We start from the raw sequence: 25,517 nt of genomic DNA, 5'->3' as shown, positions 1-25,517 counted from the left end.
TACAGGAGGGTGAGGCCCCGGTCGAACTCACCCTGTGTGGCGTGCCTGTCACGGAACGGCAGCGTCGATCGCCTTCACGATCCGCTTGTCGGAGACGGGGTACGCCGTGCCGAGCGCGTGGGCGAAATAGCTGACCCGGAGCTCCTCGATCATCCAGCGGATGTCCCGGACCGACGACGGGACCGGGCGGCCCTGCGGCAGCTGCTCCAGCAGCCACGCGTACTCGTCCCGCATCTCATGGACCTTCTCCATGCGGGTCGTGTCCCGCTGTACGCCGGTCGGCATCTGCTGCAAGCGCCGGTCCGCCGCGACCAGGTAGCGCATGAGGTCGGGAAGCCGCCGTATGCCCGCCTCCGTGACGAAGCCCGGCTTCACGAGAGCGTCCAGCTGCCCCCGTACGTCCTGGAGGTTCGCCAGCAGCGCGGGGCTCCGCACGGCTTTCAGACGGCGCTCACAGGCCTGCCAGGCGGCGAGGACCTGCTGCACCTGGCCCACCGTCCGGACCGTCGTGTCGACGATCTCCGCGCGCACCTTGTCGTACAGCTTCCGGTACGACTCCTCGTCCCACGCCGGACCCCCGAAGTCCCCGATCAGCTTGTCCGCCGCCGCCATCGCGCAGTCGTCGAACAGGGCCTGGACGGAACCGTGCGGATTGGCGGACAGGGCCAGTTTCTGCGCGTTCGTCAGCTTCTCGGCCGCGAACTTCGCCGGGTTCACCGGGATGTTGCGCAGGATCAGCCGACGCATGCCCTTCCACATCGCCTCCGCCTGCTCCGCCTCCGTGTCGAAGAGGCGGACCGACACCGTGTCGCCGTCGTCGACCAGCGCCGGGTACGCCTTCACCGGCTGGCCGGCCCTGCGCGTCTCGAAGACCCGGGTGAGCGAACCGATCGTCCAGTCGGTCAGGCCCCTGCGCTCCAGGGACTCCCCGCCCTGCCGCTCGGCCGTCGCCGCCGCGGCCTGCGACAGAGCCTGGCGCGCCTTCGGCTTCAGCCGGAGCTTCAGCACCTCCAGGTCCTTGTCCTCGGCGAGCCTGCGGCGCCGTTCGTCGACGATCCGGAAGGTGATGCGCAGATGGTCGGGGACCCTCGCCCGGTCGAAGTCGTCGGCGGTGAAGGGGACGCCGACCATGCGCTTGAGCTCCCGCGCCATCGTCGTCGTCAGCGGCTCCTGCAGCGGGACCGCCTGGTCCAGGAACCGCTTCGCGAAGTCAGGGGCCGGCACATAGTTGCGGCGGATCGGCTTCGGCAGGGAGCGGATGAGCTCCGTCACCAGCTCTTCCCGCAGGCCCGGGATCTGCCAGTCGAAGCCCTCGTCCGTGACCTGGTTGAGCACCTGGAGCGGGATGTGGACCGTCACACCGTCCGCGTCCGCGCCCGGCTCGAACTGGTACGTCACACGGAACTTCAGCTGCCCCTGCCGCCACGAGTCCGGGTAGTCGGCCTTCGTGACCGCCTCCGCCGACTCCCGGATGAGCATCTCCCGCTCGAAGTCCAGGAAGTCGGGCTGCTCGTGCCGCTTCCGCTTCCACCACGAGTCGAAGTGGGCGCCGGACACGACCTGTTCGGGGACCCGCTGGTCGTAGAAGTCGAACAGCGTCTCGTCGTCGACCACGATGTCCCGGCGCCGCGCCCGGTGCTCCAGCTCCTCCACCTCGCTCAGGAGCCTGCGGTTGTCGGCGAAGAACTTGTGGTGCGTTCGCCAGTCGCCCTCGACCAGGGCGTTGCGGATGAAAAGCTCGCGGCTCGCCTCCGGGTCGATGCGGCCGTAGTTCACCTTCCGCTGGGCGATGATCGGCACGCCGTACAGCGTGACCTTCTCGTACGCCATCACCGCCGCCTGATCCTTCTCCCAGTGCGGTTCGCTGTACGTCCGTTTGAGCAGGTGCCCGGCGAGCGGCTCGACCCACTCCGGCTCGATCTTCGCGTTGACGCGGGCCCACAGCCGGGAGGTCTCCACCAGCTCGGCCGACATCACGAAGCGCGGGGGTCTCCTGAAGAGGGCCGAGCCCGGGAAGACGGCGAACTTGGCGTTGCGGGCGCCCAGGTACTCGTTCTTCGCGCCCTCCTTCACATCCTTCATGCCGATGTGCGAGAGCAGACCGGCGAGCAAGGACACATGGATGCGGTCGGCGGGGGCGTCCTCCTCGTCGAGGTGGATGCCCATCTGCTTGGCGACCGTGCGGAGTTGGCTGTAGATGTCCTGCCACTCGCGAATGCGCAGGAAGTTCAGGTACTCCTGCTTGCACATCCGCCGGAAGGACGACGAGCCCCGCTCCTTCTGCTGCTCCCGCACATAGCGCCACAGGTTGAGATAGGCGAGGAAGTCGCTCGTCTCGTCCTTGAAACGGGCGTGCTGCTGATCCGCCTGCGCCTGCTTGTCGGACGGGCGCTCGCGCGGGTCCTGGATGGACAGCGCGGCCGCTATGACCATGACCTCGCGCACACAGCCGTTCTTGTCGGCCTCCAGGACCATCCGGGCCAGCCGCGGGTCGACCGGCAGCTGGGCCAGCTTCCGGCCGGTCTGCGTGAGCCGTTTGCGGACGTCCTTCTGCGCCGGGTCCAGCGCGCCCAGCTCCTGAAGGAGCTGCACGCCGTCGCGGATGTTGCGATGGTCCGGCGGGTCGATGAACGGGAACTTCCCGATGTCGCCGAGGCCGGCCGCGGTCATCTGGAGGATGACACTCGCCAGGTTGGTACGCAGGATCTCCGCGTCCGTGAACTCCGGACGGGCGTTGAAGTCGTCCTCGCCGTACAGACGGATGCAGACACCGTCGCTGGTCCGCCCGCAGCGGCCCTTGCGCTGGTTGGCGCTCGCCTGGGACACCGGCTCGATCGGCAGCCGCTGGACCTTGGTGCGATGGCTGTAGCGCGAGATCCGGGCGAAGCCGGGGTCGATGACGAACTTGATGCCCGGGACCGTCAGCGACGTCTCGGCGACGTTGGTCGCCAGAACGATCCTTCGGCCGGTGTGCGGCTGGAACACCCGGTGCTGCTCGGCGTGGGAGAGCCGGGCGTAGAGCGGGAGGACCTCGGTGAAGCGGTAGTTCTTCCTGATGAGGGCGTCCGCGGTGTCCCGGATCTCCCGCTCACCGGAGAGAAAGACGAGGATGTCGCCCTTGCCCTCGGCCTGGAGCTCCTCGACCGCATCGCAGATCGCGGTGATCTGGTCCCGGTCGGCGTCGTCCCCGTCCTCCTCCAGGAGCGGCCGGTAGCGCACCTCGACCGGATACGTCCGGCCGCTGACCTCGACGATCGGCGCATCGCCGAAGTGCCGCGAGAAACGCTCGGGATCGATCGTCGCGGACGTGATCACGACCTTCAGATCCGGCCGTTTGGGCAGCAGCTGGGCGAGATAGCCGAGCAGGAAGTCGATGTTGAGGGACCGCTCGTGGGCCTCGTCGATGATGATCGTGTCGTAGGCGCGCAGCTCGCGGTCCGTCTGGATCTCGGCGAGCAGAATGCCGTCCGTCATCAGCTTGACGAAGGTGGCGTCGGGGTTCACCTGGTCGGTGAACCGCACCTTCCAGCCCACGGCCTCGCCCAGCGGCGTGGCCAGTTCCTCCGCCACCCGCTCGGCGACCGTGCGCGCGGCGATACGGCGGGGCTGGGTGTGCCCGATCATGCCGCGGACCCCGCGCCCCAGCTCGAGACAGATCTTCGGGATCTGCGTCGTCTTCCCGGAACCGGTCTCACCGGCGACGATGACGACCTGATGATCACGGATGGCCGCCGCGATCTCGTCCCTCTTCTGGCTGACGGGCAGCTGTTCGGGATACGTCACCGCGGGCACGCGGACCCGCCGTGCGCCGATCCGGGCCTCGGCCCTGCCGACCTCCGTCTCGATCTCGGCCAGAACCGCGGCACGCGCCTCCGGCTTACGGATCTTGCGCGCGCCTTCGAGCCTGCGCCCGAGCAGATGCGCATCGCGCAGGGACAGCTCGGTCAGGCGAGGGGCGAGGGTGCCGAGGGCGGAGGTGCCGGGGGCGGGATGCGTAGACATACGCGGTCCAGGATCTCATCCCGGGGAAATGCGTGGCGAACGCTTTTGCCTCCGGCGGTTCGGCGGGGCTGGTGGGCCGCGGTGACCGTCCCTGGGTGCTCTGCCCCCAGACCCCGGATCGGCCTGAACGGCCTCGTCAGAGGTGTGGTGGCGTCGTCGATGTGGGTGCCGCCTGGGCGCGGCGGGAGCCGGTGTCGCCCAGAGCGATGGACTTCGCCGTGTTGGACACGGCCTTGATCCCCAGATACGCCGTGGTCATGCTGCTCACCGCGGTGAACGCGGCCGTCAGGACACCGACGATCACCGCCTTGTCGCCGTCGAGCCGCCAGACCCCGAAGATCGCGACGCCCGAGATCGCCGGATTGCTCAGCACCACAGCGAGCAGCCCGTACCGCGCCCGGTCCCGCTCCACCAACAACGGCGGCGATCAGCCCGGCGGCCAGCAGCCGACCTGCACCGGCGGCGGCCTGAACCAGGACACCGACAACCGGAACCCCGCGGGCCATGCCCCGCCAGGACACAACTGACCAGAACGTCGAAGGCCCCGTCCACGTGGACGGGGCCTTCGGTTGTGGCTGGGGCCGGGGTCGAACCGGCGACCTTCCGCTTTTCAGGCGGACGCTCGTACCAACTGAGCTACCCAGCCACGAGGTCTCCTGAGAAACCTCGGCGGTCCTGACGGGATTTGAACCCGCGGCCTCCACCTTGACAGGGTGGCGAGCACTCCAAACTGCTCCACAGGACCCGGTGTGGTTGTGTGCGAACCAACGGACGTAAGTGTCGCACACGGTACTGCGTGCCCCCAACGGGATTCGAACCCGTGCTACCGCCTTGAAAGGGCGGCGTCCTAGGCCGCTAGACGATGAGGGCTATCGGCCCGCCTGGGCGCTTCGCAGCGCGTCGGGGACGTGAGAAGCATATGGGATGGCGGGAGGTATCGCCAAAACCGTTTAACGGGCTACCTGCCCAGGCGTGCGGGAGGGTGTGCCCGAAGGGCTGGTCGAGCCCGTGGTCGAGGGTGTGCCCGACGGGGTGGGCGGTGTTGTCCGTGCTCCCGGCAGGTTCTCCTCCGGGAGGTGGCGGCTGACCTCCGCCGTCGTCAGGCCGAGGCCGCCCAGTTCGATCTCGTCCCACGCCTGGAGGCGGTGGGTGGCGCGGTCCACGTAGAGAATCGACGCCTGGATCGGGTCGGGGTACTTGCCCTCGACCGCACGCAGCCCGCTGCCGCCGGTCGAGCCTTCGATGCGCAGGCGGGTGCCGTTCTTCATCACCTCCATCTCCTCGTGGTGGAGGTGTCCGGCCAGGACCAGGGGGACTTCGCCGTCCGTCCGGCGGGCCGCCGACGGTTCGTGGGCGACGGCGATGTCCACGGGGGTGCCGGCGGTCCGCTGGGCGCGCAGGGCCGCGGCGAGGCGGGCACCGGCCCATTCCTGGGACGCGCTGGCGCCGGGTGTGGTGGAGCGGTCGGGGGTGAACTGGGGGTCGCCGATGCCGGCGAAGCGCAGGCCGGCGATGGTCCGCGCCCGGCCGTCGTCGAGGACGTGGACGTTCTTGATGTCTTCGAGATAGCGCTGGGTGACGAGCGAGTCATGGTTGCCGCGGACCCAGACGTAGGGGGCGCCGAGGTCGGCGATGGGGTCGAGGAAGCCGTTCTCCGCAGCCGTGCCGTGGTCCATCGTGTCGCCGGAGTCGACGATCACATTGACCTTGTACTGCTGCACCAGCGAGCCGATGATCTTCCAGCTGGCCGGGTTGAGGTGGATGTCGGAGACGTGCAGCACCCGGATGGTGCTGGGGTCCGGCTGGTAGGCGGGCAGGGTGGAGGTGACGTCGTACAGCTTGGTCACGTTCGTCACCAGGCGGGCCAACTCCTGCTGGTAGACGTTGAATTCGGTGACGATGCTGCGGGCGTTGCCGACGAGGGACGGAGCGGAGGACAGGAGCCCGGAGAACTTCGGTTCCAGGACGGATTCCGGGTTCCAGGTGGCGTACGCGGAGGCTCCGGAGGCCGCCAGGAGGGTGAGGGCGAGGCCGCCGGCTGCGAGGGCGCGGCGCGGGCGGCGGTAGACGGCGAGGCCGAGGGCGGTGGCGCCGGAGACGACGGCCACGCCCGAGCGCAGGGCGAGATCCAGCGTGCCGTGCCGGACGTCGTGGGTGACCTCGTCCTGGAGGCCGGAGATGCGCTCGGGGTGGTCGACGAGGGCCTGGGAGCGGTCGGGGTCGAGCTGGTCGACGTTCACGTCGAGGCGTACCGGGGCGTGGTGGCTGTCGAGGGTGAGGGCGCCGAGCGGTGAGACGTTGATCTTCGTGCCGCCGGTGAGTGACGGCCGGAGGGTCATGGTCGTGTTCATGGGGCCGACGGGCGTCCGTACATTGCCGACGATCAGCAGCCCCAGCCAGGCGCCGACAAGGACGACCGCGATTAGGCCGATGGCGCGGGTCCAGGGGTGGGGCTGGGCGACGAGTTCGAGGGTCGGGCGGGGACGGCGGGTGGGGGAGTTCCCGGGAGTGCGGGGGAACCTTCGTACGGCGGCCAGGGCTTGACGGACGGCGACGGGGACGCGGACCATTGATCCCGTATGCCCACGTAGCGGCGCCGTTATGCCGGGCGGGCTCGTGTCGGCTCGTGCCGCTCGTGCGAGGGCCGCCGGGGCGTCGTACCGGACAATGGGTCTGTGCTGGAGATGACGCGCGAGGAGTTCGAGGAACTGGTCGCCGAGGCGCTGGACCGGATTCCGCCGGAGCTGACGCGGCTGATGGACAACGTCGCGGTGTTCGTCGAGGACGAGCCCCCGGCGGACGATCCCGAGTTGCTCGGACTGTACGAGGGGACTCCGCTGACCGATCGCGGGGAGTGGTACGCGGGTGTGCTGCCGGACCGGATCACGATCTACCGCGGCCCGACGCTGCGGATGTGCACGTCGCGGGAGGAGGTCGTCGAGGAGACCGAGGTGACGGTGGTCCATGAGATCGCGCACCACTTCGGGATCGACGACGCTCGGCTGCACGCGCTCGGGTACGGGTGAGCCGCTCCCACGCCTGAGGTTCTCGCCTCCGGTGCGCGTGTCCTCTTGTGGGCGGCGGGAGTTGGGCAGGTTGGCCCTTCATCCGCGCCCGCCCTCGGAGGTGGCTCCCGTGCGCCCCTTGTACGTACCCGTTCGTCTGGCTGCCACGGTCATGGCCGTCACCGCTGCCGCCGGCTGCGTGAGCGTGGGCGACGACGGAGGCGGGGGCGCGAAGCCGTCCCACTCCGCCGGGCCGCGGGGCGGGGAGGCGCTGGACGGGGGATCGGGGGCGTCGGGCGGCGGTTCGGGACTCGGGGCGGCGGCCGACGGACGGCGCGGGAAAGGCAAGAACAAGGGCAGAGGCAAGGGCAAGCCGGGGGAGTCGGCGTCCGCTTCGGCGTCCGGGGCCGCGAGCGGGGCTTCCCAGGCGGTGCCGACGCCGGGGGAACAGGCCGGGCCCGGGATGCCGTCGCCGCCCGACGCGCAGCCCACCGCGACGCGGACGGCGGAACCGGAGCCGTCGCCGTCGGAGCCGCCCGCGTCCCCGACGCCGGAGCCGACGGTTGCCGAGCCGTCGTCGTCCGCGCACGAGGGGACGGGGCCCTAGGGGGGCGCTGCGGTGTGACGTACGTCTACGGGGATCGGTTTGCCTTCGAGGGTGGTGGGTGCGTATGGTGGTAGATCGTTTGATCCCATTTGCCCGGCGCCATCGCAGAGCGCGCCGTGTGGCGCGTACTCTCCCTTGCCGTGGCGGACCGCATAGAGGCGGTCGTATTGCGAATCACGGAGTTGACGGGCGCGTGCCGACGAGACTCCGGAAGGTTTCGCATACGCATGTCCATTTCCAGTACTGATCACGTCGTCGTGCCCGAGAACGAGGGCACCGAGGACGCTCCCGAGGCCACCTTCGCGGACCTCGGTCTCCCCGAGGGCGTGGTGCGCAAGCTCGCCCAGAACGGCGTGACGGTCCCCTTCCCGATCCAGGCGGCGACCATCCCGGACGCCCTGGCCGGCAAGGACATCCTCGGCCGTGGCCGCACCGGCTCCGGCAAGACTCTCTCGTTCGGTCTGCCGACGCTGGCCACGCTGGCCGGCGGGCACACCGAGAAGCGCAAGCCGCGCGCCGTCATCCTCACGCCGACGCGTGAGCTGGCGATGCAGGTCGCGGACGCGCTGCAGCCGTACGGCGACGTCGTGGGCCTGAAGATGAAGGTCGTCTGCGGCGGTACGTCGATGGGCAACCAGATCTACGCCCTCGAGCGCGGCGTCGACATCCTCGTCGCCACCCCCGGCCGTCTCCGCGACATCATCAACCGCGGTGCCTGCTCCCTGGAGGACGTGCAGATCGCCGTTCTCGACGAGGCCGACCAGATGTCCGACCTGGGCTTCCTGCCCGAGGTGACGGAGCTGCTCGACCAGGTCCCGGCGGGCGGTCAGCGGATGCTCTTCTCCGCGACGATGGAGAACGAGATCAAGACCCTTGTCGACCGGTACCTGAACAACCCGGTCAGCCACGAGGTGGACGCGGCGCAGGGCGCGGTGACGACCATGTCGCACCACATCCTGATCGTGAAGCCCAAGGACAAGGCGCCGGTCACGGCCGCGATCGCCTCCCGCAAGGGCCGCACCATCATCTTCGTCCGCACCCAGCTGGGCGCCGACCGTGTCGCCGAGCAGCTGCGCGACGCGGGCGTGAAGGCGGACGCGCTGCACGGCGGTATGACGCAGGGCGCGCGGACCCGGACGCTGGCCGACTTCAAGGACGGGTACGTCAACGTCCTGGTCGCCACGGACGTCGCGGCGCGCGGCATCCACGTCGACGGCATCGACCTGGTGCTGAACGTGGACCCGGCCGGCGACCACAAGGACTACCTCCACCGTGCGGGCCGTACGGCGCGTGCCGGCCGCACCGGCACCGTGGTCTCCCTCTCCCTGCCGCACCAGCGCCGCCAGATCTTCCGGCTGATGGAGGACGCGGGCGTCGACGCCGGCCGTCACATCATCAACTCCGGTACGGCCTTCGAGCCGGAGGTCGCCGAGATCACCGGCGCCCGTTCGATGACCGAGGTCCAGTCCGAGTCCGCGGCCAACGCGGCGCAGCAGGCCGAGCGCGAGGTCGCCCACCTCACCAAGCAGCTGGAGCGGGCGCAGCGGCGCGCGACCGAGCTGCGTGAGGAGGCCGACCGGCTGGTGGGCCTGGTCGCCCGCGAGCGCGGCGAGACCGTGACCGTCGAGGGGCCGGCGGCGGCCGAGGCCGTCGAGGTGTCGCTGCCCGAGCAGCCGGTGGCGCAGGACGTCGAGCGGGCCGAGCGTGAGGTGCGTACGGAGACTTCGTCCTCGTACGACCGTGGTGGTCGTTCCTTCGACCGTGACCGTGGCGGCCGTTCCTTCGAGCGTCGCGACAACGACCGTGGTGGCTTCCGCCGTGACGACCGTCGTGACGGCGAGCGTGGCGGTTTCCGCCGGGACGAGCGCCGCGACGGTGACCGCGACCGTGGTGGGCGTTCCTTCGACCGTGACCGTGGCGGCCGTTCCTTCGAGCGTCGCGACAACGACCGTGGCGGTTTCCGTCGCGATGACCGTCGTGACGGCGAGCGTGGCGGTTTCCGCCGGGACGAGCGCCGCGACGGTGACCGTGACCGTGGTGGTCGTTCCTTCGACCGTGACGGTGGCGGTCGTTCCTTCGACCGTGACCGCGGCGGCCGTTCCTTCGAGCGCCGTGACAACGACCGTGGCGGTTTCCGTCGCGACGACCGCGCGCCCCGTTCCTTCGACCGCCGTGACGAGCGTGGCGGACACCGCGGCAGCGACCGTCCGTTCAACCGCGACCGCCGCGACGACCGTCCGGGCTTCCGCTCCGCCGGCCACGACCGCCCGTACGGCCGCCGCGACGACCACCGCGGCACGGGCTCCTTCGGCCGCCGCGAGGACAAGCCGCGCTGGAAGCGCAACGGCTGACGCGGCCGACGCCTAAGAGCGCTGAGCGCCGTGGCCCCCACCGGGGTCACGGCGCTCCGTCGTTTTCTGGCCAAGTTGTGAGGTGTGTCACGCCCCCGGTGGGGGAATCGCTGGGGACATGACAGATGACGCCAGAGCGAGCGGGCTGACGGACGAAGAACGGCTGGCCCAGCTCGGCTACACGCAGGTTCTCGCCCGCCGTATGTCGGCGTTCTCCAACTACGCGGTCTCCTTCACGATCATCTCGGTCCTGTCGGGCTGCCTGACGCTGTATCTCTTCGGCATGAACACCGGCGGCCCCGCGGTGATCACCTGGGGCTGGGTCGCGGTCGGGCTGATGACGCTGTTCGTCGGCCTGTCGATGGCCGAGATCTGTTCGGCCTACCCGACGTCGGCGGGCCTGTACTTCTGGGCGCACCGGCTCGCCCCGCCCCGTACGGCCGCGGCCTGGGCCTGGTTCACGGGCTGGTTCAACGTCCTCGGGCAGGTCGCGGTGACGGCCGGCATCGACTTCGGCGCCGCCTCCTTCCTGGGCGCCTATCTGAACCTCCAGTTCGACTTCGAGGTGACCCCGGGCCGGACCGTGCTGCTGTTCGCCGGGATCCTGCTGCTGCACGGCCTGCTCAACACCTTCGGCGTGCGGATCGTCGCCCTGCTCAACAGCGTGAGCGTGTGGTGGCACGTGCTGGGCGTGGCGCTGATCGTCGGCGCGCTGACCTTCGTCCCCGACAAGCACCAGTCCGCGTCCTTCGTGTTCGGCGAGTTCGTCAACAACACGGGCTGGGGGAGCGGGGTGTACGTCGTCCTGCTCGGCCTGCTGATGGCCCAGTACACCTTCACCGGGTACGACGCCTCGGCCCATATGACGGAGGAGACGCACGAGGCGTCGACGGCGGGCCCGAAGGGGATCGTGCGGTCCATCTGGACGTCCTGGATAGCCGGTTTCGTGCTGCTGCTGGGCTTCACCTTCGCCATCCAGTCGTACAACGGCGCCCTCGCCTCCCCGACCGGCGCGCCGCCCGCCCAGATCCTGCTCGACGCGCTGGGGGCGACCGCCGGCAAGCTGCTCCTGCTGGTGGTGGTCGGGGCGCAGCTGTTCTGCGGGATGGCGTCGGTGACGGCCAACAGCCGCATGATCTACGCGTTTTCGAGGGACGGCGCGCTGCCCTACTCCCATGTGTGGCACACCGTGAGCCCGCGCACACGGACGCCGGTCGCGGCGGTGTGGCTGGCGGCGGCGGGCGCGCTGGTGCTCGGGCTGCCGTATCTGATCAACTACACGGCCTACGCGGCGGTGACGTCGATCGCGGTGATCGGGCTCTACATCGCGTACGTCATCCCGACGCTGCTGCGGGTGCGCAAGGGCGACGACTTCCAGCGGGGGCCGTGGCACCTGGGCCGCTGGTCCGGAGTGATCGGCGTGGTGTCGGTGGCCTGGGTCGGGATCATCACGATCCTGTTCATGCTGCCGCAGGTCTCGCCGGTCACCTGGGAGACCTTCAACTACGCCCCCGTCGCGGTCCTGGTGGTCCTCGGCTTCGCGGCGCTGTGGTGGGTGGCCTCCGCGCGGCACTGGTTCCTGAATCCGGACCACGAACGCACGCTGGCCCGCGAGGCGAGCCGCAGGGGTGCGCCCGAACCGGTCGATCCGTAACACTCCCGGCCTGTTCACCCGTCCGACGTGGCCGTGTCCCCGATACCCGATCGGAGAGACGGCCACGTCCCGCTATGCTCGGGGAGGCAACATCGCCTGGGCCCTTAGCTCAATTGGCAGAGCAGTGGACTTTTAATCCATTGGTTGTGGGTTCGAGTCCCACAGGGCCTACGGCTGGTAGGCGGGGGATATGGCCCCTGACCTGCTACGCAGCGTCCGAGCCGGCGTCAGCTGGCTCGGACGCTGCTTCGTTTCCGGGCTCCTGCGTGAGCGATGCGTGAGCGGGAAGCGCGGCCACCTGCGGCGGTTTTGTGTGAGACCGCCCTCAGCGGATACCCGGCGGGCGTGAGGTACGGCAGTGTGCCCCACGAGTGGGCCGTCTGCCCCGGATGTCTCCATGAGCCTCGGCAGGCGGTGCGCTCCTTACGGGCCTTACGGGTGAGCCCGTCCGGTGCTGCGGGTCGAGTCGGCCGGCGGCGTACGGTGGAGATACCGAGGGCATCACGCAATCCGGCCGTCCTGCCGGGTCGTCCTCGGCGAGAGACGAACCCCGGGCCGTCCGAGCGGCGGTGCGGAGACGGGTCGGCATCATGCCCGCCGCGATCACAACAACTCCGCACCCTTCCCTGGTCGTTGCGTTTCCCTGCCGAAGGGCGGGGTGATGGCCGTGCAGCGCCTGGACATCCACCGGCGTGACCGGGGGGAGCGGGCCCTCGTCACGCTCGTCGGCGACATCTGGCCGGCCTCGGCGCCCCTGCTGCGGGCCGCGCTGGAGCAGTGCCTGCGCGACGGCATGACCGCCATCGACGTAGATCTCACCACGGTCGGCTCCTGTGACGCCAAGGGCCTGGACGTTTTCCTGACGGCGTCACGGCATGCCGGCCGCGTGCACGCCTGCCTGCACCTGCACCATCCGTGCGCGCAGATCACCCGGCTCCTCGCCTTCACCGGCTCCGCGCCCCTGCTCCGCGATCTGCTGGACACGTCCGCGGCGGGTCCGTCGGCCGGCGGCACGCAGACGTCCGGCGACCGCGCCGATGCGTCGGTCGTCAAGGACGGGATCCGCCTGCGCAGGCTGACTCGCCGGCAGGTGGAGGGGATGAGCGAGGACATCGCCGACCTGGCCGTGGCCGGCCCCTTCATGCGGGACGACTTCCTGCGGCGGCTTGCCGTCAGCGCCCGACGGCCTGGCTTCGCGCTGCTGGTGGCCGAGACGACGGTGTTGGTGGGGTGCGTCTTCGGGTTTCCGGTGACTTCCGTCAGCCGGTCCGAGCAGGGGTTGCAGGAGAGCGTCCAACGGCTCACCGGCTGTGCCCGGTTCCTGCTCCTCACTCAGGTCGTGGCGCACCAGCACCCACAGCGCCGCGACATCGGCCGCCGTCTGCAACAGCGTCTGCTGGCCGATGAGCGCACAGAGCTCGGACTGGCCCTGCTGAATCCGGCTGACCGGGCCGGACGAGCCGCCTACGACTCGTGGGGCTGGCGGAACCACGGGGAGATGGTCGGGCTGCCCGGTCGGGGTGCTCCTTGCGTGTTGACCCTGTTCCGGGGAAGCGGACCGTCGCTTCCAGCGCCTCGGGCCGCCCGTCCAGGCCGGGCGTAGCCTTGAAGACACCGAGAGCATGTCGGGCGCATGATCAGGACAGCGCCGTTCCCGGCGAGTGGCGAACGAGGGCAGCTCCAGGCCGCCCGGACGGGATCGCACGATGGACTCCCCCACACCGCCCGCAGGAGACCGGCCGCCGAGTGACGCGCACACGTACAGGATGCCGCTGGCCCGGCTGAGGCTCACGCCGGAGGCCAGCCACGGCCCGCTGGACGGAGCGTGGTGGCCGCGTTGCGACGCCCTGGAACTGGAGCTGCCCGCGCTCGTGGGCTCGCTCGACCCCGGCCTTGGCACGGTCACCCGCGTCACGGTCGGCGCTGCGGCCTGGCCTGACGCGCCACTGACCGTGTCGGCGCCGGACCACGTGATCGAGGTCGTCCTGAGCGACGCCACCGCCGAGGAGCATGCCATCACCCTGGACTGCGGCACCCTGGGGCGCTGGGAGCTGCTGGTCGTCCCGCCCGACGAGCCGGCCGGAACCGCCGAACGCCTGCTGACCGCCGCCGCCGATCCGTGGAATCCGCTGTCGGCTCAGCGCACCTTGGCACATGTCGAGGACGGCTTCGGCCGGGAGGGCGCGGGGGAACAGCACGGCCCATGATGGAGTGATGGGACGGGTAGTCCTTTCGCCGGCCGACCCCGCCGCCGGTGTCCATGTGGATCACAGCGGGTGAGCGGGATGACGGCCGAACCGGGCACGGACCGCTCCGAGAGCTTCGGGGAAGCGCTTCTGGGGGCGGTTCTCGACCGGGCGCACGAGCTCCCGCCCCACCTCATCGGACCGCTGGTCGCCGACGTGGTGGAGCGGCTCGGCGGCCGCCGTCCGCAGGTGCTGCTCCAGGACTACGGCCAGTTGCTGCTCGTACCTCTGCGCGGTGAGGGCCTCACGGGCGGGGATCCGCAGGACATCGACGCTTCCGTCGCGGGCCGGTGCTTTCTCGATGCCCAGCCCGTCGAGGTGCCCGAGGCCGACGGCGTACGGGTCCACCTGCCGCTGCTGGACGGCGGCGACCAGGTGGGCGTCATGGCCGTGACGCTGGACCGGGTCGATGACGACGACCGGCGGCTGCTGGCCAGGCTCTCCGGCCTGGTTGCCGACCTGCTGGTGACCAAGCACGGCTACTCCGACCTGTTCTTCTCCACCCGCCGCGGTGAGCCGATGAGCGTCGCCGCCGAGGTCCAGTGGTCCCTGCTGCCGCCTCTGGCCATGGTCATGCCGCGGGTCGCCGTGGCCGGGATCCTGGAGCCCGCCTACGACGTGGCGGGGGACAGCTTCGACTACGCGCTCAACGGTGACATCCTCCACGTGGCCATGATCGACGCGATGGGGCACGGCCTGGGAGCGGCCACCATGGCCACCGTGGCCATCGGCGCCTACCGTCACGCCCGCCGCCTCGGCACCGGCCTGTCGGAGATCTACGCCGCCATGGACGTCGCCGTGGTACACCAGTTCGGCCCGGACCACTTCGTCACCGCCCAGATGATGCGGCTGGACACGGCCACGGGGCGGATGCACTGGGTCAATGCGGGACACCCGCCACCGATACTCGTGCGCGATCACCGCGTCATGTGTCGGCTGGACGTCCCCACGACCCTCCCGGTCGGCATGGGCGGCGCGGAGCCAGAGGTCGGCGAGCTGGACCTGGAGCGCGGAGACCGCGTCCTCTGCTTCACGGACGGACTGATCGAGGAACACGCCGTGGGTGAGGAGCAGTTCGGTGAGGACCAGCTGATCGACTGGGTGAACCGGCTGGAGAGGACCGGTCGCGGGGTCCGGGCGGTGGCGCGCTCCCTGTCGCACACCCTCAAGCGGGCGCGGGGCGGACACACGACGGACGACGCGACGCTGCTCCTGGTGGAGTGGCGCGGCTGACCGCACCACCGGCCACGACAGGGGTCAGCCGGACGGCCTCTGCCCGCTTCCCGTGTCGATGAGGATCTGCTCCGCCTCGCTGACGTTGCCGGCCAGGACGGCCTGTGCCATCGCCGCGCGGGCGGCCTCGGGCGGCGTGTCCGGTGGGACCACCAGCAGCGAGAAGAGGTCCCGGTCGCCCCGGGTGATCAGGACCGTGTCGTCACCCACCGGGAAGGAGTCCACGTGTACCACGTGGTCGCCGACGACGATCCGGGTCGGCAGCCCCTCCCAGGCCGTGGCATCCAGCCCGACGCGGGTCAGGGGGCCCAGGTGCTCGGTGAGGGCGCTCAGCAGCGCGGGCAGCTCGGCACCGATGTCGCGCGACCGCGGCCACCACGCCCCGTCGAGGACGCCTTCGCGCGATGCCGTCGTCTCCAGCCGGAGCAGTGCACTCCCCGGCCGCACGGCATGGTGCACACCGCTCGGCAGGTGCCTGGAACCAGGGGATGTGTCGGAGCCGGTCATGGAGGACCACCTGTCCGGGATCCGGTGCGAACACGGGATCCGCCTCGCTTCTGACCACGCTACTCCCCATCACCGCGAGCATCGGCGTCGCCGGGAATCGCCGGGACGCCCGCATACAGCGAGGGGAAGCCGCATGAGGGGCTGCGCGGCGGGGCACCCGGGCGGCGGAGGCTCTGAGCGAGGCCGCAAGGCCGACTGCCTGTCGGCATCAGCAGCCTCGGATACCAGCCTGAGAGCGCCAGCCATGACGACACTCCGTGAACGCAAGACCTACCGCAAGGCCGTCCTCCGGCAACTCTACGGAGCCATGGAACGCAACCGACCTGAGGTCAGCGGGGCGGCACTGCGCGAGGCGCTCCGGCTGCCCGACGACGACCTGTCCGCAGCCTGCGCCTACCTGGCCGACGAGGGCCTGATCACCGTCGAGTGGACGTTGCACAAGACGCCCGCCACCGTCTCACTGTCCCATGAGGGCATCCGTTACATGGAGGAGGAAGAGGAGTGGGGTGATCCCAGGCCGAGTGAGTGACGCGGCTCCACGCCCGGTCGCTGCTTTTCGGGCCGGGACTTCAATCCCCGTGTGATGCCTGGGCGGATGTGCCGGTGGCCTGCGGATCGAACGCTGCCGGGGCGGACGGTTCGGCGGCTGCCGGACGAGACCGCGGGATCAGCTTCGCTGCCTTCTCAGCGATTTCGCGGTCGAGCTCCGGGAGCAGGCTCGTGTACGTGTCCGAGGTCAGCGTGATGGTGGAGTGCCGGAGGGTCTCCTTCACCGTGTGGATGTCGCCGCCGCCTCCGTGCGTGAGCGTCGCGGCCACGTGGCGCAGGTCCCGCAGGGTGATGGGGGGCAGGTCGGTCGTGGCGAGGATACGGCGGAAGGTCTCCGACACCGTCTCGGGGTGGAGCCAGGAGCCGTCCTCCTTCGTGAAGACCTTGCCCGTGTCCTGCCAGGCGCCGCCCCAGTCCGCACGCTCCTTGTCCTGGCGGGCCTTGTGGTCGCGCAGCACGGCGATGTTCATGCTGTCGAGCGCGATCGTGTTCGCGCTGCCGTCTGTCTTCGGCTCGGACTCGTAGAGGTCCCAGCCGTCCACCACGATCTCCTTGGCCGGAGTGATGAGGCCGGCGCCGAGATCGATCTCGTGCCAGTCCTGGCCGACCGCCTCGCCGCGACGGAGGCCGCGGGTGCCCATCAGGTGGAAGACCGCGTACAGCCGGTCACCCTCGGCGGCGTCCAGGAAGGCGCCGAACTGCTGCGGGGTCCAGACCATGACCGCGCCGGGGATCTCGCCCGTCTCGCGCCAGCGTCGGACCCGCTCCTCGGTCCAGAGGAGGGGCTTGGGGCGCCTGCCGGACTCCAGCTCGACGTGGGAGGCCGGGTTGAAGATGATCAGCTGTTGGGCGATCGCGGAATTCAGCGCCGCGCGCAGGGTGCGGCGGATCGCCTGCCGGGTGGCCGGGCCGGTGATCTTCCGGAACGGCTTCATCTCCGCCAGCCTGGCCCGTTCGGCTGCGAGCAGCTTCCGCTCGGCTCCCACGGGTCGTCCGGGCTTGCTCGGCTTGCAGCGGGCGATCTGCTCGCGGCGGGCTTCGTTCTCGGCCGCGATGACCTCGTTGTCGTCGGCAATCCCGTCGAACATCTCCACCAGGTGGCCGACGTTGAGGCGGTCGAGGCGTACGTGCCCGATGCGCGGCTTCAGGTGGACGCGGATGTGGGAGGCGTAGCCGTTGAGCGTGGTCTTGCGGCGCTTCTTCGCGGCGAACCACTGGTCGAGCCACTCGCCGACGGTGAGACTGCCACGGAGGGCCAGGCCCGCCCTGAGGCGGCGTCGGGTCTCCTCGATGGCGGGCAGCGGGGCCTTCTCTGCGGCGACCTCCTCCAGCAGGGCGACGAGGCGCTGGAGGCTGTCGGGGTCATCCTTGTCCGCCAGGGCGAGAAGAGCGCGGACGTGGTCGAGGTCGGCCTGAGCCGTCTTCAGGGAGTCGTAGCCGGCGCGGTTGAAGGAGCGGCGGGTGCCGTCTTCGCGGGGTGGGAGTTCCTGGCGTATGGAGTACGAGCCGTGCTTGCGGCTGGAGAGTTTCGGGCACTTCTTGCCGAGCGGCTTGCCGGTGTGGGGGTCGCGGCAGTAGCAGCGGCGGTGGGTGGAACCCTTCAAAGATCGTTTTCCTCGGTGGTGTCGGGGTCGGTTTCGGGTGGGTCGACGTCGGCGAGTTCCGGCGGCAGGGTCGGTGGCGTGCCGCCGTCTTCGCGGATGAAGGCACGGGCGCTGCGGAGCCGGTACTTGGCTTCCAACGCCCTCTCTGCGTAGTCGGCTTGGGCGAGTACGGCTTCCTCGCGTTCGGCCTGGTTGGGTGCTGTCTCGGCTTTCCAGCGCTCGTGCTTCTCGCCCTTCAGAGCGGCCAGGGCGGCGCGCTGGTGGCGGACGTGTGCGCGGAAGGAGCGGAGCATGTCGTCTTCCATGCCGAAGTCCTCGATGTCGCCGGTGAACCAGCGCATGGCGTCCCATGTCGGGTCGGAGTGCTGCAGGGGAAGGCGCTGGACTCGGTCGACGTAGCCGACGGGGTAGAGCAGGCAGATCGGGTAGGTCCGCAGGGCTTCGGCGAGGACGAGGACGTCGACCAGGGGCAGGTTGGCGCGGCGGCCGGACTCCATGTTGGCGATCACGTTGCGGGGGATCGGGTGGCCGATTTCCTCGCAGCGGTCGGCCAGGTCCTGGGCGCTCATGCGCAGCTCCTTCCTCCGTCTGCGGACCTCGGCGGCCACCGTGGCCATCACTTGGTCCACCCACTCCGGGACGTCGTCCTCGTCCCTGTCCCTTCCAGCATCCAAACGGCGTTGTGTCATGCAGACACATTAACTTGCCTACCGTTGATTCCATGGCCTGGAGACGAGCGCGATCGCCGTGTTCGCCGAGGGCTCAGTCATGGATGGAGCGCGCATGCGCGAGAACGAACTCGTCGGCCGGGTGAAGGGCATGAGTCGCGAGGAGCTGCTGGAGCTTCCCGCCGCCGTTGACCTGGAGACAGGTAACCGGGCGCTGGGGCTCGGGCGGAGCAAGGGGTACGAGCTGGCGAAGCGCGGCCAGTACCCCTGCAGGGTGCTGCGGCTGGGCAACGCCTACCGGGTGGTGACCGCAGACCTCCTGGCCCTGCTGGGCCTGGCCGCATGACAGCCGGGAGCCGTAGCAGGCCTTTCTGCGCTGAGCTGACACAGAAGTGCTGGACTGTTGCCAGGCGTGGACGTACGGTCCGTGTTCCCTCGCGATGGCCTGGCGCCCGCGAGAAAGGGGTGAGCCCCCGGCGGTGCAACGCCGGAGGCCCGAGCAACCCCGAACGGCCCTGGAAGAACCAACCCGGCGGCAAGGGCGTGCGAGCCCGCCACCGCCAGACGAGGAGCTGCCGAGTGCAACCCGAGAACCCCGAGCCCTATTCCGCTCCCGCGCAGGCCATCTGGCCCGCAGCGGCCATCCCCGGCCGACCCGGCGCCCACCTGAGCGCCGCGCAGGCTGAAGACGCCGATCCGGACGCGAGCGACGATGCGCGCGCCCGCAGCACTGACGAAGCGGACACTCCAAGCGGCCTGGAGGCAATACCCGATGCGGAGCCGACACTCGGCTCGGAGCTGCTGGACGAACTGCGCGGGCAGATCGCCCAGTTCGTGATCCCGCCCTCGCCCGAGGCTCTGGACGCGATCACCTTGTGGGTGGCGGCGACGCACCTGCAACCCGCGTGGCAGCACGCGCCGCGTCTGGCGGTGGTGGGGCCGGCGAAGCGGTGCGGCAAGTCTCGGCTGCTGGACGTGCTGACCGAGACGGTCCACGAACCGATGCTCACCATCAACACCACACCGGCTGCGATCTTCCGGTCGATCACCGAGGAGGAGCCGCCGACGCTGCTGGTGGACGAGGCCGACACCATCTTCGGCCCGAAGGTGGCGGAGAAGAACGAGGAGACGCGTGGCCTGCTCAACGCCGGTCACCAGCGGGGCCGGTATGTGACCCGGGTCGTCGGCAACGATCACACCCCGCACAAGTTCGCCACCTTCGCCATGGCGGCCATCGCGGGGATCGGCGATCTGCCGGACACGGTCATGGACCGGTCGGTGGTGATCCGGATGAGGCGCAGGGCCGAGGGCGAGAAGGTCAAGCCCTTCCGCTCGCGGCGCGACATCCCGGCCCTGCACGATCTGCGCGACCGCATCCACGCGTGGGCCCGGCCACTGCTGGAGGAGGCCGCGGACCTGGAGCCGGAGATGCCGGTCGAGGACCGTGCCGCCGACACGTGGGAGCCCCTGGTCATCGTCGCCGACCTGGCCGGCGGGCACTGGCCCCGGCTGGCGCGCCTCGCGTGTGCGCGGATGGTCGCCGCCGAAGTGGCGGCCGAGGAGGACCACCCGAGCGGGGCGCGGATCCTCGCCGACATCCGCCGGGTCTTCTACGCCCAGCGCGAGGCGGACAGCCTGTCCACCGAGGAACTCCTCCACCACCTGCGCCAGGACGCGGAGGCTCCGTGGGCGGAGTGGGGGCGGGGAGGGCTGACCGCCCGTGAACTGGGCAGGCTGCTGCGCGAGTTCGGGATCAAGCCCGGCAACGTGCGGATGGCCGACCGGACCCAGCGCAAGGGCTACATGCGCAACAAGTTCCTGGACGCCTGGCGCCGGTACTGCCCCACCGTCCACCCCGTCGACGCCGACCCCGCTCGCGGCGAGGGCTGAGCCCCGCCCCCTGGTTGCCGTACCTGCCGTCCCTGCCGTGATCTCGCAGGTCACACGGCCTACAGGCAAGACGGCAACCGGGGCCAAGACGGGAACGCGATCATCAGTCGCACCCCTCCCGCCAAGACGCCGCCCGTATCCGTCTTGTGCCGTCCGCCGCCGTCCTGCCGTATCGCCGCAGGTCGCAGCCCTGCCCGCCGGGACGGAAGACGCAACGCCACCGTCCCGGCCCGGGGGCACGGTCACACCGACGCCAGGCCCGCCAGGACCTCCCGCGCGTGTTCCGACTCGGAACGCAACGTCGGCAGTACCTGCCGGGACGGAGGGCCGAGGCGGTTGCCGTACCCGCTGTGACCTGCGCCTGCAACGGCCAAGACGGCAAAGACGCACCACACCACTACCCCAGGAGTATCCCGCTTGAGGATCCCTCGCATGTCCCGTCGCCGACACCGCCCGCCGCGCGGAGACCGGCCCGGTCAGGAGCAGTCGGCGAAGACGAAGCTCACCGCGGAGCAGTACGTGCTCCGCGCGGCCGGCGTCGTCATCGTGGCCCTGACCGCCGGTGCGTTCTGGCTCTCCTACGCCCACTTGGCCGAGGTCGCCGCCCAGCACGGACTCCGCGACTCGCCGACCCGCCGATGGGCGTGGCCCGCGACGCTGGACGCGTTCATCGTCGTGGGCGAGCTCCTCATGCTCCGTGCGGGCCTGCGCCAGGTCACGGACCTGTGGGCCATCGGAGTGACCGCCATCGGATCGGTCGGCTCCATCGGGCTCAACGTGGCCGGGGTGACCGGTACGCGCGAAGTCGGCAGTGTCCCCTTGCTTGACTACGTGGTCGCCGCGGTTCCCCCGGCCGCCGCGATGGTGGCCTTCGGCGTGCTGATGCGGCAGCTCCACGAGCACGTCGTGCAGCCTGACGCCGATCATCCGGCCACCGGTTCAGCGCAGGCGCCGGAACCACCGGTCACCACATCCGTCCAGCTCACCGAGCCGTTGACCACCACGGTCGGCCAGTCCGGCGAGGCTCCCCCGGTCACGCGCGTCGGGCCTGCCGATCTGCTGGTTGAACCCGGCCCGGTCGCTGAGCCCTCGGCCGCCGTATCCGTCCCGTCGCCGGAATCGTCCGCCTCCGCTGCCGCAGGCAAGTCGCGCGGTGGCCGTCCGCCCGGCGCCCCGCTTGAGGTACTCGTGGAGATCGGCCGGGCTGCTGCCGCTGAGCAGGGCAAGCTCACCCGGGCCGTCGTCCGGACGGCAGTTGAGGACAAAGGGCTGACAGTCGGCAGTGAGCGACTGACCGAGGTGATGGACATCCTCCGGGCCGAACTCGAACCCTCCGCCGCGACCCATCGGCCCAGCGGCTGAACGGAACCGCTGCCGGGTGACCGGAACCCTTCCGGTCACCCGGCCCGCCGGTCACCGCCGCCACGTAACGCGCGATCGTCCACACCTGTGGATGAGGCGGTAACCGTCCGAACTCCATCCGATCTTCTCGGTGATCCGCATGCCCTCCCCACCCCTCTCCGGAGAACCGTCCATGAAGCACGACCCGTACCACCCCGACAACACTTCCGACGAGCCGATGCCGCTGACGAAGTCCCCTACGCTGATGGACCGTTGGCGCCGCGCGTTCGGGCGGGCTGCCCCGGGCGGAGCCAGTAGTACCCCGAGTCCGACTCAAGGCCGGATCTCGGGTACCTCCGCCCCGGGGGTGGTGGAGGAGGCCCAGCGCCAGGGGGCGCCGGGCCAGGATGTCGGGCCCGAGGGCGGCCCTGAGCCGGGCACGCTCCACGCCGTCCAGCGCGCCATCCTCCGCCCCGTACGCGAAGACAGCGCTGCCGCCGGCGAGCCCACCGTGAAGAGCGCGCAGCCCACGATCCGCCGCTACACGGGTGACAAGCGCACGGAACGCGTTGGCCCCCTGCAGTTCCGCACCGACGAGCGTGCACGCCTCCGGGAGACCACCGCCGAGCACGGCTACAAGGGAGAGGCCGGGTTCTGCGCCGACGTCGTCGTCGCCTTCCTCGACGGCCGCTTCACCGCGAACCTGCCCCTGTCCGAGGACCGCCGTCGCACCCACATGTTCCGCGCCCAGGTGCTGCGCCAGCTCAACCGGATCGGCGTCAACGTCAACCAGATCGCCCGAGCGCTCAACAGCGACCTCACCCCACCCGACATACGCCAGAGGCTCGACGAACTTGACCACCTGCTGACCTTGATCGCCGAGGCTCTGCGCGAGCCCGCCGACCCGACAGAGGACCTGGCCGCGTGATCGCCGCCATCAAAGCCACGGGGACCAAGACCCGCGGTCTGCTCGCCTACCTCTATGGACCTGGTCGGCACGACGAGCACCTCGATCCGCACATCGTGGCCGCCTTCGCGATGCTCGCCATGCCCGATCCTGGCCGCAGCGAGAACGCCACCCTGACCGAACTCGGCCACTACCTCGACGAGCCCGTAAGGCTGCGCAACAGTGAGTTCGGCCAGCAGGTCACCGACCACGTCTGGCACTGCGCCGTCCGCGCCGCACCCGAGGACCGCTACCTGTCCGACGCCGAGTGGGGCGAGATCGCCCAGCGCATCGTGATCGCGGCCGGCATCGCGCCCGAAGGTGACGACCTGGCCTGCCGCTGGATCGCCGTACGCCACGCCGACGACCACATCCACATCCTCGCCACCACCGTTCGCGAGGACGGACGCCGCCCCAAACTCCACGACAGCGGCCTGCGCGTCGGTGACGCCTGCCGCGAGATCGAAAGGGACTACGGGCTCAGGCAGTTGAAGAAGGGCGACCGCACCGGCACCCGCCGGCCCACCCAGGCCGAGATGCATAAGGCCCAGCGGCTGGGCTGGGACCAGACCAGCCCCGAGTGGCTCGAAGACCGCATCCGTGCTGCCATCCCGCACGTGGCCGACGCCGAGGAATTCATCGCCTACCTCGAAGCCGACGGCATCCCCGTCAAGGCCAGGCGCGGCCCGTCGGGTGATCTCCTCGGCTACGCCGTCGGTCGTCCCGGCGACCTCAACAGCCAAGGCGAGCAGATCTTCCACCCCGGCAAGAAGATCGCCCCAGACCTCACTCTGCCCAAAATCAAGGCCCGCCTGGAAAGCGCCGTGCCGGAGGAACACCCCACCGCCCGCCGCAACCGCCCCACCACCCCCTGGCACCAAGCCACCGAGGCCCTCGACACCCTCCACACCGACCTCGCCGACGACACCCACGCCCAGGCCCACATCACCGCCCTCGGTGAACTCCTTGAAGCGACCGCCCAGAAGGCACCCGCCCACCTGCGCGCCGAACTCCATGCCGCCTCCAAGGCGTTCGCACGAGCCCAGCGCTCCCAGATCCGGGCCGAGGACCGCACCGCCTACGCCTTGCGCAGCGCGGCCCGCGACATTGTCCACACCGCGACGGGCCCCGACGGCAGCGTTGTGGCCGCCCTGATGGCGGCTCTTGTCTGGGCCGTGATCGTCGCTGCCCGCTGGCACGAGGCCAAGGGCCACGCCCAGCAAACTGAAGCCGCGCGCCAGACCGTCCAGCATCTGAAGAGCGTTGCCGACCATGCCATCGCCCCGGTGCTCGTCGAACTCGAAGCCCGCCCTCCCAGGGAGCAGGCCCGCCTCACCCTGGCTGGCGACGTGCGCGCCGCCGTGCCGGACCAAGCCGAGCGGATACTCGCCGATCCCGCCTGGCCAGCGCTCGCCACCGTCCTCGCCGACGCCGAAGCCCGTGGGCACCAACCCCACCAACTCCTGAAGGAAGCCACCGCCCAGCGCGAACTGGACACTGCCCGTCAGCCCGCCCGCGTCCTGATCACCCGCATCCAGCACACCAGCCGCAACCCCGTACCCAACCGCCGTGCCGAAGCCGCCCGCAGCCGCACCACCATGACGGCTTCGATCCGCGTTCGGCAGATCCATGACAGTCAGCTTCCATCGGCGACCCCGACACCTGCAGAACAGCAGCACGGGCAGCGCCGATAGACACCGTCAGAACCGCAGGAGTTGCGTTCCTCCGGGCCCGGAGGAACGTGCGAGGCTTTCCCGGATCACGCTGTCGCTGGCGCGCAGAGCCGCCGTCAGTTCTCGTCGCAGCGGGTCCGGGAGGATCCTTGCGTCGAGGGCGCAGGCGCGCACCAGCGCGCGACAGTCCTGCACCTGCCGGTCCGTAGCGATCTCGGTGAACAGGGGATGAGCCAAGTTCTCGCGGGCCGCGTAGCCGTCCTCGGCGTCCGTCGTCCTGCGGTGGAGGTCCTCGACGATGCGGTGCGCGGCGAGCGGCTCGGCAGACCCGATCGCGTCGAGGACTGTGAGTCCGAGCCGGGTGTCGAAGACGGTCATCCCGGGTTCGGTTTTCCGTCCGGAGCAGGCCGTCACCAGGTCCGTCAGGTGGTGGTCCATCGGCTGCCCGGCGTCGCGCCGAGATAGAACGGTCAGGCATGCCGTGACGGCTTGTTCCCATGGGTCGCCGGGCCTCGTGTCGGCAAGGAGGACAGCGGCCCACGCGGTGTCACCCGAAACGAGGGCGGCGAGTACGGCGACCTGCCGACCGTCGAGCATCCGCTTTCCGATGCCCTGGTGGGCTTCGATGTGCGCCAGCGCCTCGGCCCACCGCCCCTCGGTGGTGAGGGTGCGCGTGCCGTCTGCGAGGAGGACGCGCCACAGCCATGCGCCAACCTCCTGACGGTCTTCGCCGGTCGCAGTGAGGTCCGCGGGTACGTTGACGCCCTCGAACCGGGCGGCCGTGCCCGTCTCGACGGCCCTGTACAGGTCGAGCAGTCGCTGACGGCCCTCATCGGCGTGGCCGGCGCGGATCTGGAGGCGGGCGAGGTTGACGACCGGTTCCAGTCCTCGGATCGCGCTCATGCCGCGCAGCGGGCAGGCGTGGAGGTAGGCGGCGGCGTGCTGGTGGCACATCTCGCGGGCGAGATCGGGGAGATCAAGGTCGGAGGCGATGAGCGCGGCCTGGTTGTAGACGGCCGATGCGAGCCCCTGATCGGCCTGTTTCACTGCGGTGTCGGCCAGGTCGAAGAGCGCGCGTACCCGTTTGGGGAGGGGCAGGCAAGCGGGGCGGAATCGGGCGACGAGCGGGAAGCGCTGGGCTATGGGGCCGTACGGGTCCATGGATCCCCCGGGTCGAGAGTGACGACTACTGAGGCGACGGTGCCCGCCAGCTGTGTGCCGACGGGCACCATCCGCTACGT

20 protein-coding genes and 4 tRNA genes are annotated in these 25,517 nt (G+C 70.3%); 14 read left to right on the top strand and 10 right to left on the bottom strand.

The window, feature by feature from the left end; translation table 11 throughout:
* Positions 1 to 48: 48 nt before the first annotated feature.
* From hrpA to F7R91_RS05065, 6 genes are all read right to left on the bottom strand, one after another.
* Positions 49 to 4,002 carry an ATP-dependent RNA helicase HrpA gene (gene hrpA, locus F7R91_RS05090; protein ID WP_150944935.1) on the bottom strand — a complete coding sequence of 1,318 codons (3,954 nt, stop codon included), beginning with the start codon at positions 4,000 to 4,002 and terminating at the stop codon, positions 49 to 51.
* A 136-nt stretch (positions 4,003 to 4,138) separates the two neighbouring features.
* Positions 4,139 to 4,417, bottom strand: coding sequence for a hypothetical protein (locus tag F7R91_RS05085; RefSeq protein ID WP_331000533.1), 279 nt, complete (start codon positions 4,415 to 4,417; stop codon positions 4,139 to 4,141).
* A 157-nt stretch (positions 4,418 to 4,574) separates the two neighbouring features.
* Positions 4,575 to 4,648: transfer RNA gene (locus tag F7R91_RS05080), tRNA-Phe, on the bottom strand.
* A gap of 24 nt (positions 4,649 to 4,672) precedes the next feature.
* A tRNA-Asp gene (locus F7R91_RS05075) sits at positions 4,673 to 4,747 on the bottom strand.
* A gap of 52 nt (positions 4,748 to 4,799) precedes the next feature.
* Positions 4,800 to 4,872, bottom strand: a tRNA-Glu gene (locus tag F7R91_RS05070).
* An 80-nt stretch (positions 4,873 to 4,952) separates the two neighbouring features.
* Positions 4,953 to 6,572 carry a metallophosphoesterase family protein gene (locus tag F7R91_RS05065; RefSeq protein ID WP_150944931.1) on the bottom strand — a complete coding sequence of 540 codons (1,620 nt, stop codon included), beginning with the start codon at positions 6,570 to 6,572 and terminating at the stop codon, positions 4,953 to 4,955.
* 105 nt (positions 6,573 to 6,677) lie between these two features.
* Between F7R91_RS05065 and F7R91_RS05060 the strand changes: the two genes are divergently transcribed.
* The 8 genes from F7R91_RS05060 to F7R91_RS05025 all read left to right on the top strand — a co-directional run bounded on the left by F7R91_RS05060 (position 6,678) and on the right by F7R91_RS05025 (position 15,098).
* The gene (locus F7R91_RS05060; RefSeq protein ID WP_191971360.1) at positions 6,678 to 7,028 is read left to right on the top strand and encodes a metallopeptidase family protein; all 351 of its coding nucleotides are present in this window, start codon (positions 6,678 to 6,680) and stop codon (positions 7,026 to 7,028) included.
* 109 nt (positions 7,029 to 7,137) lie between these two features.
* Entirely contained in the window at positions 7,138 to 7,614 is a 477-nt protein-coding gene (locus F7R91_RS05055) for a hypothetical protein (protein WP_150944929.1), read from the top strand.
* Between the two features lie 227 nt (positions 7,615 to 7,841).
* A complete protein-coding gene (locus F7R91_RS05050) occupies positions 7,842 to 9,965 on the top strand; it encodes a DEAD/DEAH box helicase (protein ID WP_150944927.1) in 2,124 nt (707 codons plus the stop codon).
* A gap of 118 nt (positions 9,966 to 10,083) precedes the next feature.
* On the top strand, positions 10,084 to 11,619 hold the full coding sequence (locus F7R91_RS05045) for an amino acid permease (protein ID WP_150944925.1): 1,536 nt from the start codon (positions 10,084 to 10,086) through the stop codon (positions 11,617 to 11,619).
* A 98-nt stretch (positions 11,620 to 11,717) separates the two neighbouring features.
* Positions 11,718 to 11,790, top strand: a tRNA-Lys gene (locus F7R91_RS05040).
* Between the two features lie 490 nt (positions 11,791 to 12,280).
* Positions 12,281 to 13,222 (top strand): STAS domain-containing protein, encoded by a 942-nt coding sequence (locus tag F7R91_RS05035; RefSeq protein WP_150944923.1) that lies wholly within the window; start codon positions 12,281 to 12,283, stop codon positions 13,220 to 13,222.
* 103 nt (positions 13,223 to 13,325) lie between these two features.
* Entirely contained in the window at positions 13,326 to 13,826 is a 501-nt protein-coding gene (locus F7R91_RS05030; protein ID WP_225320532.1) for a DUF5994 family protein, read from the top strand.
* Between the two features lie 78 nt (positions 13,827 to 13,904).
* Positions 13,905 to 15,098 carry a PP2C family protein-serine/threonine phosphatase gene (locus F7R91_RS05025; RefSeq protein WP_150944922.1) on the top strand — a complete coding sequence of 398 codons (1,194 nt, stop codon included), beginning with the start codon at positions 13,905 to 13,907 and terminating at the stop codon, positions 15,096 to 15,098.
* Positions 15,099 to 15,122: 24 nt separating this feature from the next.
* On the opposite strand, the gene F7R91_RS05020 is transcribed toward F7R91_RS05025, so the two are convergent.
* On the bottom strand, positions 15,123 to 15,605 hold the full coding sequence (locus F7R91_RS05020; protein WP_150944920.1) for a DUF5994 family protein: 483 nt from the start codon (positions 15,603 to 15,605) through the stop codon (positions 15,123 to 15,125).
* 244 nt (positions 15,606 to 15,849) lie between these two features.
* On the opposite strand from F7R91_RS05020, the gene F7R91_RS05015 reads away from it, so the two are divergent.
* Positions 15,850 to 16,134, top strand: a complete 285-nt coding sequence (locus F7R91_RS05015; RefSeq protein ID WP_150944918.1) for a hypothetical protein — start codon at positions 15,850 to 15,852, stop codon at positions 16,132 to 16,134.
* 40 nt (positions 16,135 to 16,174) lie between these two features.
* Here the strand turns inward: F7R91_RS05015 and F7R91_RS05010 are convergent, their stop codons facing one another.
* Both F7R91_RS05010 and F7R91_RS05005 read right to left on the bottom strand, forming a co-directional pair.
* A complete protein-coding gene (locus tag F7R91_RS05010; RefSeq protein ID WP_150944916.1) occupies positions 16,175 to 17,758 on the bottom strand; it encodes a site-specific integrase in 1,584 nt (527 codons plus the stop codon).
* Complete coding sequence (locus F7R91_RS05005) at positions 17,755 to 18,447, bottom strand: helix-turn-helix domain-containing protein (protein ID WP_150944913.1); 693 nt, start codon at positions 18,445 to 18,447, stop codon at positions 17,755 to 17,757. The genes F7R91_RS05010 and F7R91_RS05005 overlap by 4 nt, the downstream gene beginning before the upstream one ends.
* A gap of 94 nt (positions 18,448 to 18,541) precedes the next feature.
* On the opposite strand from F7R91_RS05005, the gene F7R91_RS05000 reads away from it, so the two are divergent.
* The 5 genes from F7R91_RS05000 to F7R91_RS04980 all read left to right on the top strand — a co-directional run bounded on the left by F7R91_RS05000 (position 18,542) and on the right by F7R91_RS04980 (position 24,297).
* Positions 18,542 to 18,772 (top strand): hypothetical protein, encoded by a 231-nt coding sequence (locus F7R91_RS05000; protein WP_150944911.1) that lies wholly within the window; start codon positions 18,542 to 18,544, stop codon positions 18,770 to 18,772.
* A gap of 233 nt (positions 18,773 to 19,005) precedes the next feature.
* Positions 19,006 to 20,316, top strand: coding sequence for a DUF3631 domain-containing protein (locus F7R91_RS04995; RefSeq protein WP_150944909.1), 1,311 nt, complete (start codon positions 19,006 to 19,008; stop codon positions 20,314 to 20,316).
* Positions 20,317 to 20,748: 432 nt separating this feature from the next.
* Entirely contained in the window at positions 20,749 to 21,678 is a 930-nt protein-coding gene (locus tag F7R91_RS04990) for a DUF2637 domain-containing protein (RefSeq protein WP_150944907.1), read from the top strand.
* Between the two features lie 172 nt (positions 21,679 to 21,850).
* The gene (locus tag F7R91_RS04985) at positions 21,851 to 22,585 is read left to right on the top strand and encodes a MobC family plasmid mobilization relaxosome protein (RefSeq protein WP_225320531.1); all 735 of its coding nucleotides are present in this window, start codon (positions 21,851 to 21,853) and stop codon (positions 22,583 to 22,585) included.
* Positions 22,582 to 24,297, top strand: coding sequence for a relaxase/mobilization nuclease domain-containing protein (locus F7R91_RS04980; protein WP_150944905.1), 1,716 nt, complete (start codon positions 22,582 to 22,584; stop codon positions 24,295 to 24,297). The genes F7R91_RS04985 and F7R91_RS04980 overlap by 4 nt, the downstream gene beginning before the upstream one ends.
* Positions 24,298 to 24,303: 6 nt before the next feature.
* Here the strand turns inward: F7R91_RS04980 and F7R91_RS04975 are convergent, their stop codons facing one another.
* Complete coding sequence (locus F7R91_RS04975; RefSeq protein WP_150944904.1) at positions 24,304 to 25,437, bottom strand: hypothetical protein; 1,134 nt, start codon at positions 25,435 to 25,437, stop codon at positions 24,304 to 24,306.
* Between the last annotated feature and the right edge of the window lie 80 nt (positions 25,438 to 25,517).

Origin of the sequence: Streptomyces luteolifulvus (genome assembly GCF_008806595.1) — a bacterium.
Classification (GTDB): Bacteria; Actinomycetota; Actinomycetes; order Streptomycetales; family Streptomycetaceae; genus Streptomyces; species Streptomyces luteolifulvus.
The sequence above is the reverse complement of the archived record's forward strand: the minus strand, read 5'-3'. Positions and strand labels throughout refer to the sequence as shown.

Excerpts from the sequence above, each read along its gene's own strand:
- F7R91_RS05000 (WP_150944911.1), top strand. The coding sequence starts at position 18,542 with ATGCGCGAGAACGAACTCGTCGGCCGGGTGAAGGGCATGAGTCGCGAG.
- F7R91_RS05045 (WP_150944925.1), top strand. The coding sequence starts at position 10,084 with ATGACAGATGACGCCAGAGCGAGCGGGCTGACGGACGAAGAACGGCTG.
- F7R91_RS05015 (WP_150944918.1), top strand. The coding sequence starts at position 15,850 with ATGACGACACTCCGTGAACGCAAGACCTACCGCAAGGCCGTCCTCCGG.
- F7R91_RS04985 (WP_225320531.1), top strand. The coding sequence starts at position 21,851 with ATGAAGCACGACCCGTACCACCCCGACAACACTTCCGACGAGCCGATG.
- F7R91_RS05030 (WP_225320532.1), top strand. The coding sequence starts at position 13,326 with ATGGACTCCCCCACACCGCCCGCAGGAGACCGGCCGCCGAGTGACGCG.
- hrpA (WP_150944935.1), bottom strand. The coding sequence starts at position 4,002 with ATGTCTACGCATCCCGCCCCCGGCACCTCCGCCCTCGGCACCCTCGCC.
- F7R91_RS05035 (WP_150944923.1), top strand. The coding sequence starts at position 12,281 with ATGGCCGTGCAGCGCCTGGACATCCACCGGCGTGACCGGGGGGAGCGG.
- F7R91_RS05005 (WP_150944913.1), bottom strand. The coding sequence starts at position 18,447 with ATGACACAACGCCGTTTGGATGCTGGAAGGGACAGGGACGAGGACGAC.
- F7R91_RS05020 (WP_150944920.1), bottom strand. The coding sequence starts at position 15,605 with ATGACCGGCTCCGACACATCCCCTGGTTCCAGGCACCTGCCGAGCGGT.
- F7R91_RS04975 (WP_150944904.1), bottom strand. The coding sequence starts at position 25,437 with ATGGACCCGTACGGCCCCATAGCCCAGCGCTTCCCGCTCGTCGCCCGA.
- F7R91_RS05050 (WP_150944927.1), top strand. The coding sequence starts at position 7,842 with ATGTCCATTTCCAGTACTGATCACGTCGTCGTGCCCGAGAACGAGGGC.
- F7R91_RS05025 (WP_150944922.1), top strand. The coding sequence starts at position 13,905 with ATGACGGCCGAACCGGGCACGGACCGCTCCGAGAGCTTCGGGGAAGCG.
- F7R91_RS05065 (WP_150944931.1), bottom strand. The coding sequence starts at position 6,572 with ATGGTCCGCGTCCCCGTCGCCGTCCGTCAAGCCCTGGCCGCCGTACGA.
- F7R91_RS04990 (WP_150944907.1), top strand. The coding sequence starts at position 20,749 with ATGTCCCGTCGCCGACACCGCCCGCCGCGCGGAGACCGGCCCGGTCAG.